This is a genomic window from Acrocarpospora sp. B8E8, from assembly GCF_039871605.1.
Lineage (GTDB): Bacteria > Actinomycetota > Actinomycetes > Streptosporangiales > Streptosporangiaceae > Acrocarpospora > Acrocarpospora macrocephala.
Map to the genome: position 1 here is coordinate 92,696 of NZ_JBDPLV010000038.1, position 12,340 is coordinate 105,035.

13 protein-coding genes and 1 tRNA gene are annotated in these 12,340 nt (G+C 67.0%); 3 read left to right on the forward strand and 11 right to left on the reverse strand.

From position 1 onward, the window contains the following. The first annotated feature begins 29 nt into the window (after positions 1-29). Together ABGB08_RS31605 and ABGB08_RS31610 are read left to right on the forward strand one after the other, a co-directional pair. Complete coding sequence (locus ABGB08_RS31605) at positions 30-1,175, forward strand: ROK family transcriptional regulator (RefSeq protein WP_155355222.1); 1,146 nt, start codon at positions 30-32, stop codon at positions 1,173-1,175. A 149-nt stretch (positions 1,176-1,324) separates the two neighbouring features. After that, on the forward strand, positions 1,325-2,683 hold the full coding sequence (locus ABGB08_RS31610; RefSeq protein WP_347597523.1) for a glycoside hydrolase family 16 protein: 1,359 nt from the start codon (positions 1,325-1,327) through the stop codon (positions 2,681-2,683). Positions 2,684-2,734: 51 nt separating this feature from the next. On the opposite strand, the gene ABGB08_RS31615 is transcribed toward ABGB08_RS31610, so the two are convergent. Together ABGB08_RS31615 and ABGB08_RS31620 are read right to left on the reverse strand one after the other, a co-directional pair. Further along, positions 2,735-3,298, reverse strand: coding sequence for a hypothetical protein (locus tag ABGB08_RS31615; protein WP_347597526.1), 564 nt, complete (start codon positions 3,296-3,298; stop codon positions 2,735-2,737). A gap of 35 nt (positions 3,299-3,333) precedes the next feature. Then, the gene (locus ABGB08_RS31620; RefSeq protein ID WP_246265295.1) at positions 3,334-3,732 is read right to left on the reverse strand and encodes a response regulator; all 399 of its coding nucleotides are present in this window, start codon (positions 3,730-3,732) and stop codon (positions 3,334-3,336) included. 131 nt (positions 3,733-3,863) lie between these two features. Here ABGB08_RS31620 and ABGB08_RS31625 point away from each other — a divergent pair. Further along, a tRNA-Arg gene (locus ABGB08_RS31625) sits at positions 3,864-3,938 on the forward strand. Positions 3,939-4,880: 942 nt separating this feature from the next. Here the strand turns inward: ABGB08_RS31625 and ABGB08_RS31630 are convergent. From ABGB08_RS31630 to ABGB08_RS31670, 9 genes are all read right to left on the reverse strand, one after another. Continuing rightward, the gene (locus ABGB08_RS31630) at positions 4,881-5,777 is read right to left on the reverse strand and encodes a hypothetical protein (RefSeq protein ID WP_347597530.1); all 897 of its coding nucleotides are present in this window, start codon (positions 5,775-5,777) and stop codon (positions 4,881-4,883) included. 133 nt (positions 5,778-5,910) lie between these two features. Further along, positions 5,911-7,203, reverse strand: coding sequence for an ISAs1 family transposase (locus ABGB08_RS31635; protein WP_347597533.1), 1,293 nt, complete (start codon positions 7,201-7,203; stop codon positions 5,911-5,913). A gap of 190 nt (positions 7,204-7,393) precedes the next feature. Continuing rightward, positions 7,394-7,819 carry a hypothetical protein gene (locus ABGB08_RS31640; protein ID WP_347597536.1) on the reverse strand — a complete coding sequence of 142 codons (426 nt, stop codon included), beginning with the start codon at positions 7,817-7,819 and terminating at the stop codon, positions 7,394-7,396. After that, positions 7,816-8,046 (reverse strand): helix-turn-helix domain-containing protein, encoded by a 231-nt coding sequence (locus ABGB08_RS31645; RefSeq protein ID WP_347597539.1) that lies wholly within the window; start codon positions 8,044-8,046, stop codon positions 7,816-7,818. Before ABGB08_RS31645 ends, ABGB08_RS31640 begins: the two co-directional genes overlap by 4 nt. Continuing rightward, entirely contained in the window at positions 8,043-8,414 is a 372-nt protein-coding gene (locus tag ABGB08_RS31650; RefSeq protein WP_347597542.1) for a hypothetical protein, read from the reverse strand. The genes ABGB08_RS31645 and ABGB08_RS31650 overlap by 4 nt, the downstream gene beginning before the upstream one ends. A 31-nt stretch (positions 8,415-8,445) precedes the next feature. Continuing rightward, positions 8,446-8,841, reverse strand: coding sequence for a hypothetical protein (locus tag ABGB08_RS31655; protein WP_347597545.1), 396 nt, complete (start codon positions 8,839-8,841; stop codon positions 8,446-8,448). A 212-nt stretch (positions 8,842-9,053) separates the two neighbouring features. Next, positions 9,054-9,518: a hypothetical protein gene (locus ABGB08_RS31660; RefSeq protein WP_347597548.1), complete on the reverse strand. Its 465-nt coding sequence runs from the start codon at positions 9,516-9,518 to the stop codon at positions 9,054-9,056. Between the two features lie 355 nt (positions 9,519-9,873). Beyond that, positions 9,874-10,353: a hypothetical protein gene (locus ABGB08_RS31665; protein WP_347597551.1), complete on the reverse strand. Its 480-nt coding sequence runs from the start codon at positions 10,351-10,353 to the stop codon at positions 9,874-9,876. A gap of 208 nt (positions 10,354-10,561) precedes the next feature. Continuing rightward, on the reverse strand, positions 10,562-11,992 hold the full coding sequence (locus tag ABGB08_RS31670) for a tetratricopeptide repeat protein (protein WP_347597554.1): 1,431 nt from the start codon (positions 11,990-11,992) through the stop codon (positions 10,562-10,564). Positions 11,993-12,340 lie beyond the last annotated feature (348 nt).

Sequence of the window (12,340 nt, forward strand, 5' to 3'; positions counted from 1 at the left end):
GTTCGGAACCTGAACATGGGAGATCGTTTATGGCGAACTCGTTGTCCGCGCTCCGGGAGTCCAACCGGCGCATGGTCACCGAAGCGGTAAGAAGAGCGGGCTCACTCACCCAGGCCCAGCTCGCCCGAACTACCGGCCTCTCTCCCGCCACCGTCTCCACCATCGTCCGGGAACTCCGCGACCTGGGCATTCTCGCGATCACCTCAGGCGGCGGCCGCCGCAACGCGGTCACCCTGGCCCCCGAGACCGGCCTTCTGGTCGGCATCGACTTCGGCCACTCCCACCTGCGCGTCGCGATCGGCGAGGCCACCCGCCAGATCCTGGCAGAACGCGCAATTCCGATCGACGTGGACGCCAGCGCCGCCGAGGGCCTGCTCGCGGCAGAGCTGCTGGTAGACGAACTCCTGGAGACCCTGGGAGCCGAGCGTGTCGAGATCTTGGGAGTGGGACTCGGTGTTCCGGGTCCGATCGATCCGCTCACCGGCATCCTCGGGTCGAGCACGATACTGCCTGGGTGGGTGGGCATCAATCCGGCTCTCGCGATGGGCGAACGCCTGGGCTTGGCCGTACACGTCGACAATGACGCGAACCTGGGCGCGCTGGCCGAGGCGACCTGGGGGGCCGCGCGGGGCCGGCAGGACGTCACGTACCTGAAGATCGCCTCGGGAGTGGGCGCGAGTATCATCATCGACGGGCGTGTGTATCGCGGCGCGAGTGGCGCCGCAGGGGAGCTCGGGCACATCACGATCGATGAGAACGGCCGGCTTTGCCGGTGCGGGAACCGTGGTTGCCTGGAGACGCTGGCGGGTGGGCTTTATCTGACTGAGCTGGTCAGAGCCACCCACGGCCCGGGAGTCACGGTGCCCCGGCTGGTCGAGCTGGCCGCTGCGGGCGATGTCGGCTGCCGCCGGGTGATCGGTGACGCGGGCCGCCATCTGGGTGTCGCCGTGGCCAGTCTCTGCAACATTCTCAACCCCGGTCTTGTCGTGGTCGGCGGTGCTCTCGCCGAGGCGGGGGCGCTCCTCATCGACCCGATCCTGGAGGTCGTCCGCCGCCTCGCGATCCCCAGCGCCGCGGCCGTCCTCACCGTGGTCCCCGGGGTTCTGGGCGAGCGCGCCGGCGTGCTCGGCGCACTCGCGAGTGTTCAAGTCTCGAACATTGAGAGCGCTCTCTAACTTCTCACTTCTGGGCCTTGACCCTCGTTGGACTAAGGCGCAAAGTAACCTCAATCGCCCATCAGCGCTGCGGTGACTGCGGTATCCCCTCACCCGAGAGGTTCCTCATGCAATCCGTACGACTTAGAAAACGCTCTCTGCTGGCGTGGTTGACAGCTGTTCTCCTCCCCGTGAGCCTGCTCAACGCCATGACCGCCAACGCCGCCGTCCCGGCGACTCCCTCCGGCTGGAGCCTGGTCTGGTCCGACGACTTCAACGGCGGCGCGGGTTCGCTGCCCTCCTCGACCAACTGGCAGATCGACACCGGCCACGCCTACCCAGGCGGCCCCGGCAACTGGGGCACCGGAGAGATCCAGAACTACACCGCGAACCCCGCCAACGTCAGCCTGGACGGTGCCGGCAACCTCCGGATCACCCCCATCGGCAGCGGCCAGAACTGGACCTCCGCCCGAATCGAGACCCGCAGATCCGACTTCAAGCCCGCCGCCGGGCGAATCCTCCGGATCGAGGGCCGCATCCAGATGCCCAACGTCACCGGCAACGCCGCTCTCGGCTACTGGCCGGCCTTCTGGGCCCTGGGCGCGCCGTACCGGGGGAATTACTGGAACTGGCCCGCCATCGGCGAGTTCGACATCATGGAGAACGTCAACGGCCTCAACTCGGTCTGGGGCGTTCTGCACTGCGGTGTCAGCGCCGGCGGCCCGTGCAACGAGACCACCGGCCTCGGGAACAGCCGCGCCTGTCCCGGCTCTTCCTGCCAGTCGGCCTTCCACACGTACCGCTTCGAATGGGACCGCTCGGTCAACCCCAACCAGTTGCGCTGGTACGTGGACGGCCAGCAGTACCACAGCGTCAGCCAGGCCCAGCTCGACGCCACGACGTGGAATAACATGACCAGCCACGCCGGATATTTCATCCTTTTGAACGTGGCCATCGGTGGCGCCTTCCCGAACGCCCTCGCCGGGTTCGGCACCCCGACCGCCGCCACCGTCTCCGGCCGCCCCATGGTCGTCGACTACGTCGCCGTCTGGCAGAGCGGCACCGGCACCACCCCGCCGCCGAGCTCCCCGCCGCCTTCGCCGCCCCCCGGCGGTGTGGACGCGCGCTCGACCATCCAGGCGGAGGCGTACCAGGCACAACAGGGCACCATCCGCGAAACCACCACCGACTCCGGCGGCGGCCAGAACGTCGGCGCCATCGCCAACGGCGACTGGCTCCGCTTCGACGGCGTCAACTTCGGCTCAACCGCCGCGACCCAATTCCGCGCCCGGGTCGCCTCAGGCGCGGCCGGCGGCGTCAGCGGCCTCGTCCAGGTCCGCCTCGACAGCCTCACCGGCCCGGTGGTCGGCGACTTCGCCCTCGCCAACACCGGCGGCTGGCAAAGCTGGCGCACCATCCCCGCCAACATCGCCCCCGTAACCGGCACCCACACCGTCTATCTCACCTTCAGCAGCGGCCAGCCCGCCGACTTCGTCAACGTCAACTGGTTCACGTTCTCCACGACGTGAGCCCATGGCGGCCCGCGGGCTTGGACACGACCGTGTCCGGCCTGCGGGCCATCACGTCTCGGCGGACCACTGATGTTCTCCGAGGAACGACCGATCTCCCGTGGCGTACGCCAGGAAACACGCCCGAACCTCGGTCAGATCATCCAGCCGGGTGGCCCGGATGACCCCGCCCTCCTTGAACTCCAGCTCGTAATCCCCGGCCGAACCCGGCGAGACCTGCATGAAGTGCCGCCCATAAACGACAAGCGCCACAAACGGGTTCTGTACTGACATAGTCCCCAGCACGTCATGAATCAGGCCCAGATCGGGATCAGTCACCACCATCCCGTCCCCCGAATGAAGCTGAATCCCCGTATACGCCCCCAGCGGCTCCCGATTGTGCACGAGATCCCGCTGCGGGTCATAGCAGACAAGACCTTCATCCCGCGCGAACGCGAACACCGCGTTGGACACCTCATCCACCCGATCCGCCGCAATCCGGATCAGCCCACCACTGACGTCCTCATCGGGAAACCGCTCCTTGAGCATCGACCCTTCGGCATGCGAATACCGCTCCCGCGCCACCGCCCGCCCGATCGGCTCACTCTCCCGCCACACCGCCAGCACAAAACTCATGCCTCCGACGATAGTTGCGCCCACCGCCAGCAACCTCACGCGCCTGACGACAGGCGGGCCTCCGTGGCCAGATCGCGTACGACCTGGATCAACTCGGCCGGATCGAACGGCTTCGTCAGGTACGCATCCACCCCGATGCCCAACCCCCGCCGCTTGTCGTCCTCTTGCGCCCGAGCAGTGATCAGCACGACCTTGATGTGCGTGGTCAGCACGTCCCCCCGCAACTTGGTCGCCGTCTCCCACCCATCCATCCGCGGCATCATCACATCCAGCGTGATGACATCCGGATCCACCTCCCGTACCCGATCAAGACAATCCTGCCCATCGGACGCCGTGTACACATCGAAGCCCTCCAAGGTCAGATTGACCGCGATGAGCTGTCGAATGACCTCATCGTCATCCACCACGAGTACCCGCCCCAGAACCTCACCCACGGCCGCGAGGCTAACCCCTCCCAGGGGTACCACGCGCGCTTTTCGCCGTATGTGTACGCCCCGACCGCAACACCCTCAACAATCATGGTGACGAGCGCCCCCAGACTGCTGGTAATCTAGCTACACGTTGAGCCCCCTTAGCTCAGGGGATAGAGCACCGGCCTCCGGAGCCGGGAGCGCAAGTTCGAATCTTGCAGGGGGCACCACCGATCCACCAGGGGAAACCCAGCAACGACCTGCGGAAACGCGGGTCGTTTGCGTTCCTCGCCGTGCCACTGTGTGCCACCGTTTCCGAACATGTGCCACTGGTCGCGCACCATACGCGCACCGGATCTTATGAGCTGACCTGGCGGTCGCGGACGCTTGTGGGCCAACTGTGAGCCGAGCCAGCCCAGCGACCGAACATGGCTGCGCGCCCTCCCTAGAAGCATCGGAAGGGCGCGCTTAGGTCCTACGTTCTTGACTGGTACTCCCGTCGCGCTGTACACCTAAGTATCTAAGGCGGCTGCAAGGGACGTGCATATGAGCGAAAGCCAATATCCGCCCACCTGCCGATGTGGATTATTTGCTGAGGGGCAATGTACGGAATGCAGGGTTCCCGTCTGTCGCCGGGCCGGTACTCTCCAGACACCAGTATGCAGCCTTTTCGGTGACCAAGGGCTATTACTTTGCCGAAATTGCTACGATGAGCAACAGAGTAGAAAGCCACCCCCCAGGGATCTAGCTGCCGAGCGACAACAGTATCTAGGATCGCTGGCCGCGTGGATACGGATGATCGCAGATAGTCTCGTTAAATCTGGCTGTCCTGGATCTCGGAAACTAGTTTGGCCTGCGACTCCTACTAGAGGAAAAGTCAAGGGTAGATGCTGGTGTCTCTATGAGGAGCAACATGAGTATACGCTTGAAAGGTATCCCCCTGTCGTGCTCGCGACCGACGGACGACTGTACTGCGCCAGCGCGCATAAGGGTTGGGCGGATGACGTCTGGGCCTCCGAAGCCACCTATTTCAAGGTTTTAGGGGAAAAGTTTACATTCCCTGACACTATAAAGGATAGTGAGTATAGAATCCTCGCGGCATTGAAGGAGATTAGGCCTAAAGATGTTCCTGAAGCCCCCCAATGGTACGTTTAACAGAGACGTGTGTTTGGTTAGGCGGACTCCTCTGCTCCGAGAGCCTTGTCGAGCATGCCGCGCCATACGTGGTCTTGGCCGTCTACGCACTTGGCGTAGACCTTGAGTAGGACCTCCACGCTGTGCCCTGCCCATTCGGCTACCTGGGTGGCGGGGACGCCGGCGTTGAGCCGCATCGACACCCCCGCGTGCCGCAGGTCGTACGGTCGCCGGGCCAGCTCGGACGCGACCTGCGCGGGCGTCAACGCCAAGGGCCGCGCCGTCTTCCAGGTATGGGCGTAGGCCGATGCCTGGAGCATGCCGCCGCGTTCGGTGCGGAACAGTCGGCCGTCTTGCGCCACGCCATATCGGGCGATGTGGGTGCGGAGAATGGTCACCAACTCGGGCGGGATTGGTATTGGCCGTTTGGCCTTACGCGGCCTGCCCTTGAGCCCGCGCGCTTCTTGAACCTGGCCGTCATCGGTCCATTCGGCTCCGACCGTGGGACGGGAGTTTCCGAGCATGAGCCGTCCCCATCCTGATTCGGGAAGGTGGCAGTCCTCCTGTCGTAGGGGGATGACCTCGCCGGGGCGCATCATCGCGAAGTACATGCAGGCGTAGAACGCCACCAGTTGGGGGCCGCGTCGGTATCCGGAGTAGCTGACGGCGGTCAGCAGTTCGCGTACCTGTTCCGGCGATGCGACCACGGACGGGTCTACTTCCTCGCATGGACTATCAGGAGCTTTCCAGTCCAGCCCGTCTATCGGATTGTTCTTGAGCCGTTTCTTGGTGACGGCGTACTTGAGCACGTTGAACAGGACGCGGCGGCGTCGGCTGAAGTAGCCGGGCGCGGCGGCCCCGCCGTCCAGCTTGGTCGCGCACTTCTCCAGTGCGGCCGTGATGGTGTCGTACTCGCTGAGGTCGGCAACGGGCACCGACGCCTTGGCGATCCACTTGAGGGCTGCGGCTACCTCATCGGGCTTATCGAGGTCGCGGCGTGGTCTGTTGAATGCCCACCGGCACGGCCCCGGCATTTTGAAGATGTGCTCGCTCGTGGGTGATTTGAGTTCATAGGTCGAACAGGGTGAGCAGGCGGCGGGCGTCGTTTCGGTAGTGTCGCCGGGCGTAGGACATATTGACGTGTCCGACGTGGCGGAACGCGCCGATCGCGAGGTTTCTGCAGGTCGCCATTACCTGGGGCAGGCTGCCGGTACGGATCTGGCCGGCGTCCTCGCGGAAGGTGACGTCACGGACCCAGTGCTCGCGGTTTTCCACCCCCCAATGCCGGCGGACGTAGGTGCCCAGATGGGCGGGTCCGGCCAGGTGGGCGGGCAGGTTCGTGATGCCGTAGGCCACCTCTTTACTCTTGCCCACGCCGTGCAGATCGGCGATGTGCCGCACGATCCGCATGACCTGAACCGCACCGGGGAAGTCGACGCCGTCGGCGGGGGCGGTACGGATGGTGCGGCGTTCGCTGCGGCCGTGGCCCCGGTCGATCTCGGTGTGCCCGGTACCGGCCCGCTCGTGCTCGGCGTCGGTCCCATCAGCCAGTGCGGCCATCGCCGTGGCCAGGAGCGCGGGCTGATTGTGCTTCAAAATCAGGACATAGTACGCGCCGAGGTCCTCGGCCAGGTGCCGGGCGGTCCCACGGACCGTGTGCAGCGCGTCGGCGGTCAGGACCGTACCCGCCAGATCCACTCCGGCTATCAGCGGCTTGAGTTCGGGCACCTCGCTGCTCTTGGTGTCGATGGCCCGCTGAGCGAGCGTCGCATGGCGGTTGTGGCAGAACAGCGACAGCAGTTGGAGACAGCGGCCGTCGGGGCGGCGGGCTCCGCGGACGGCCTTGCCATCGGCCGCCGCCCCGGGCAACAACCCCGCGATAGCGGGACGTTCCCGGTCACGCTGGCGGACCCGGCGGGCTTCGCGCTCGTTCGACCATGCCGGTTGGGTCGGCTCGGCAGGCTCGGCGGTGTCCGGCCGAGCCGCACCGGGGGTATCGGGATGGCCGGGTGCGCCGGCTTGGCGGGACGCCTGCCCGGCCAGGTAAGCGCACACCTCGCGATCCAGTTGGTCGCCGTCGACCTCGCCCAGGACCCGGCGGAAGGTCCGTTCGCTGGGCGGCACGCGCAGCCCGGTGAACGGATCACGCCACACCTCCAGTTCGGCCAGCACTTCCTGCGGGCACGCGTCGGAGGCCCAGTGCCAGACCGCGATGATCGAGTCTCCGCCGACCACGGCCACCCCGCACGCGGCCAGTGCCAGGATCGAGGCCAGCGGATGCCGGACGTTTCGGGTGGACCGGTGGTCGGAAATCCGGCGGAAGCGGGCCAGCAGCCCTTCGCGGGTCACCCGATCGGGCACCGATCCCGTTGTGTTGCCGCTCTCGATCGGACTGATCAGCGATGATAGGGCCACGGGCACGGCTTCCTCCCGGATCGATTGGTGTGAGAACCTCGATCTTCGGGAGTCGTGCCCGTTTCCATGCCCGAATTGGGTCAGTTATTACCAGCGGTAGAGGCGCAGCCACTCGCGCGCAAGGAATCAAACCCGGTCAAAACTTCGAGATGCCGGGGCCGTGTGCCCACCGGTACAGCGCCATTCGGAGAACGGCAGGGTCGGGGATTCCGCGCCGGTCCTTCACGAGAACTGGGGTCACCGCGGTGAGGGTCTCGGCGATCGAAATCCGCTGCTTGCCAGAGACCTTGTTCCAGCGGGAATCGACGTAGTCGAGAGCGTGCTCGTACCAGCTGATGCCGATTGTGGCGCGCGTCATGGACTCGGGGAGTCCGGTCTCTGTGTCGAATGCCTCGCCGTTGCGGGCGGCCTGGACGAGCCCTGAACGGAAGCTGTCAGCCAGTGCCGATGTCGTGAAGCACTGGGGGAATACCTTGCCGTTCACGACCCAGCGGACCACGTAGGGCTGTTTGCCGCTGCTCTTCTTATAGATGTTCCAGAAGCGGACCTTGTAACTCTTCATCGGCCGTTGGTCCCTTCGTCGTCGGCGAGGGAGTCGAGCCAGCTCTCGTAGTCGCGACGCTTGATGCGCAACTGTCCGCCGGGGGTGCGGGTGCATACCGGCGTCTTGCCCAGAGCGCGCCAGCGCTGCCAGGTCCGGCGGCCGATGCTCAGGTCTTCGAGGATCTCGGGGACGGTAAGCCAAGCGCCGCGACGGTCGGCGGCGTCCTGGAGATTGATGACGGTCATGATGGTGTGTGCTCCTTCATGGGGGCGGCCCCGCCGGTGTTGCTTGACCGGCGCTTCCGGCGGGGCCGCTTGTTCTGCGAGGTGGGGTTAGTCGTCTTCGCTGTCGGTGCGGGAGTCGAGCCAGGTCTCGAACTTTCGATCCACTGCTCGTAGTCGGCGAGTAGAACGAGCGCGTCGTCATCGACGCGGAGCACGTAGGCGGGTACGAGCCCCTTGCGCTCCCAGCTGTTCCAGTCGTCGCTACTGATGGATAGGTGGGTGAGGATCTCCGCGAAGGCGATCCAGTCGCCGGGCTCATCCGGTGGACCGGAGTGGTCCATCGGCGAGACGGTCCAGTCCACCGGGGGCGGTACGTCGGGGCTGATCATCTGCTATCTCCAGAGGTGTACGGCGGGGTTCTCACGTGAGGGCGACGGATTCGGCGGCGGCCGTGGCTGGTAGGGGTTCACGCGGTGCGTCTCCAGGCGTGTGCGGTGACGAGCGGGCCGCCCTGTAGTCGCTGGGGCGGGGCTTGCCGAAGTCCTCGCGCCGTCCGTCCCACCGCACCGTTTCGAGCGCGGTATGGGTAGGTGTGCTGGCGTGGTTGCGGATGTGGGCGGCGAGGACTCGCCAGCTGGCGGCCAACTCTTCGTGGGCGTGGGCGTGGCCGGTGTCCCAGCCGGTTTGGTGGCCGTCGCGGTAGCCGCGTTCGTAGGCGGCCTGTTCGCTGCGGTGCTGGCCGTCCAGGTCGGCCACCAGGGCGGCCATCAGGGCGAGAAGTTCGAGGGCGGTCGGCGGGGTCGCGGTCGCGGCCATGGGGGGCCGGTAGGGGGCATTCCTTGGGCTTTTCAGGGTTTGGGTGGGAGTGCCGCGACCCGCGACCTTTTCGCGTGTCGGCTGGTCAGGCGGGATGGGGGAGGTTGCGGCAGAGGTTGCGGCGGCGCGACCGGTTGTGGGAGTGCCGCCACCTTTCTCCGGTCCGATCGCGGGTCCGCTGAGGGGTTCGGCGGGGGGTTCGGGGCGGGGGTTCATGACCGGCCGTGGGTGGGGAGGTTGGTCAGTCCGGTGTGCTGGGCGCAGCCGGGGCACAGGCCGAAGGCCAGCAGCAGCACACCGGTTTGCACCATGCCCGCGTGCAAAGCGCCGGCCGTTTGGCGGCACCGGTCGCACGTGTCGTCCTCGATGGGGTCGGCGTGCAGGGTTGAGCGGCAGGCCAGCTGGCCGGGTGCCCACGCCGCGCCGTACAGGACGGTGGGGGCCGATGCCAGGGCCGATGCCGTGATGTGGCGGCACAGCCGGGCGGTTTCGCCGGTCAGCGCCTCCATCAGGATGCGGATCTGGGCGTCGATCCAGTCGTCCATCCGGGGGTTGTCCTCGGGCAGGGGCAGGAATGGAAGCCCGTGGTGTGCGGCGCGGCGGTGCTGATCGCCGGTGGCGTCGCGGACGGCGGCGGTCAACTGGTCGGCCAGGGCGGTCAGGGCGGCGGCGTTCATGACGGACTCCGGGCAAGTCGTCGGCGGGCGCGGGGGTGAGGTCGAGCGGTCCGGCTTCCTTCGCCGGATTTGCCGGAACCTGCGGAACCTCCGGAACCTTGCAGGTCACGGGGGGTGAGATAGGTTCCGGATAGGTCTGGGGTTCCGGAACCTGCCCTCGTCGGCGATCACTTCGACACCGAAGGGGGTGGATGTGCTGGTCGGCAACTGCTGGGGCTCCGGCGGTGAGGGGCGACTGGGCGCTGGCAAGGTTCGGACTGCCCGTGGCCGCCTATGTCCAGGCGCTCGGGCCCGCCGACGTGATCGACCTGGCTCATCGATTCCGCCAGGCAGGCGCACGTGACCTGCACTGGTATCACGCCGGGCTGGCCTCGCCCGACCGCCTGACCGCGATAGCCGAGGCGATCAGATCAGCGGGATGAGCCCCGGCGATTGTCAAGACCGGCGCGAATTCCGTGGCCGGTGGGTCTAAAGGTTCGTGTGCAACGCTGGCGGTCCGGAGCCATGATCGCTCGAAGGGGCCGTGATGGAGTTCAGGGTGGGTGATCGCGGTGGGCGCCTGCTCGGCCGGCGCGAGGCAGGAGCCGAGGAGCCGGTCCACGGCCGCGGCCGTCTCGCCGGGAGGCTCGTCCGCCAGGCAGTCCCGGGCGTGCAGCCGGACGAGCTCGTGCATGCGGTAGCACGCCTCGCCGATCTCGTCGGTGCCGGCGTATTCCACGAGCTGCGCGTCCTCCGCCTCCCGTGCGCCGGCCCCGAGCAGCGCCGCGGCGTTCCATCCCGCGAAGAGCGGGGTTTCCAGCAAACCGAGGCGGCGGAACAGCGTCCGGCCCGGCATGCTGAGGCCGGGGGCAGCAGGCAGGGAGCCTTGGGCTCGTCGGTGCTGTGCGCGGGGGCGATCTCGGGGTCGCCCCGCAGCACCGCCTCTTCCAGCGTGCGAAGCTGCGCCCCAGGCTCGCCTTCGGGTGGGTCGGCGGTTTTGCTTGCCTGGGACCGATGCGCGCCCAGCTCCCCGACGCGGCAACCCAAGGGCTACAAGGAGGAGATCAGGCCGGTGACCGACGTGGCCTCGGGGGCGCCGAGTCTGCTGAAATGGCTGAGCGCGGCACACCAGCGCTCTCTCGCGTCCGCTGGTCGGCCCTGGGCGAACGCCACCTCGCCGAGTCCACGTAACGCCCGCGCCTCCTCGTAGCGGCTGCGGCAGTCGCGGCTGTCCGTGACCCCGCGTGCGAACCAGGACTCGGCCTCCGCCAAGTTCCGGCGCGCAGCCACGCCTCACCCAGGCAGTTCACGGCCATGGCCCCATCGAGCGATATCGGTCTGTGCGGTACGGAGAACATCTGGAGCGCCATGGTGAGGTGGGTGACCGCCTGCTCGTGCCGTCCCAGTTCGAGTTCCACGAGCCCGATGCTGCGCAAGGTGATCGCTTGATTGCGGGCGTGGCGCCGTTCAACGTACAAGGTCAGCGCCTCCTGGTTGAGGCGCAGCGACCTCTCGTACTCCCCGCGGCAGTAGGCGATCGCCGCGTGGTTGGCGAGGGCGTTCGCCCGCGCGAACCCGTCCCCGGCGTCGGCGAGGCGGTTCAGGACGATGAGGAAGTGCTCGTCAGCTTCGTCCAGCCGGCCGATCTCCATGAGCGCCAGGCCGAGATTGTTCCGCGTCATGGCCTCGCCGTCCCGGTCCCGGGCGCGTTCGGCAGCGGCTAGCGCCCAGGTGTGCGTCGCGAGCCAGTCGTCCCACTGCTTGGTGAGGAAGAAGTGCCCTCGTAACATGGCCGCCAGCCGCCAGCAGGCCGAGTCGGCTCCGGTGTCGAACGCGAGCTGGCACGCCGCTACGAGGTTCTTCTGCTCCGCTGCCAGCCACGCGGACGCGGAGGCCTCGTCGGTGAACGGTACGGAGTGCCCCGTCGGCTCGATGGGTGGCCGGTAGCGCCCGGGGGTGATCGCCTCGTCAGCCCGGGCCACCATGTCGAGCGACCAGGCGATCAGCCTGCTCCGGGCCGCGTCACGGGCCGCGGCGGACAGGTCCGAGTCGGCCTTGAGGCGGGCGAAGTCACCGATGAGATCGTGGATCTCGAACCGCTGGCTGGAGTTCCGCTCGATCAGCCGGGCGTTGACCAGACGCTCCAGGTACCGCCTGGCGGTCGCCAGGTCGAGGTCGGCGAGGGCGGCCACGTGATGCGCGGTCCAGTCGCCGCCGGGATGAAGGCCGAGCATGCCGAGGATCCGCCGCAGATGCTCGGGCAGCGCTAGATAGGAGATCTCGAACGCCGAGCGGATACTGCGCTCTCCGTCCGCGATCTCGGCGAGGCGGTTCCGGGTGTTCCTGGCTGAGGAGGCGAGCTCCTCGATCGGCGAGACCTGCGATCTGGCCGCCATGATGGTGAGCGCGAGCGGCAGGCCGTTGCAGAGACCGACGATCTGGTCGATGTGCGCCTGTTCGCCTTCCCCGTCCAGCGCGGCCCTGAAGAATCGCACCCCCTCGTCCGGGGAGAGCACATCGAGCAGCAGGTGGAGGGCGCCGTCGAGGGAGCTGAGCCGGCCTCTGCTGGTGACGACCAGCCGGGAGCCGGCCGAGGCCGGGATCAGCGGTTTGACTTGCTGGGAGGTGAACCGCCCCGGGATCGATAGAGGCTAGCTCGATATCGTCTCGGCTACCGTATCAGATGATTCTTGCGCGTAGTAGATGGTCTCGTATTGTAACCACTCACACGTATCCGTGAGCTGGGGTTATGCGGTGGCTTGAGACAGCGTCCAGGGGTTGCCGAGGAAGGCGTCACGGAGCGCATGGAAGGCGTCGATGCCGTGGTTGGTTGCGGTGACGAG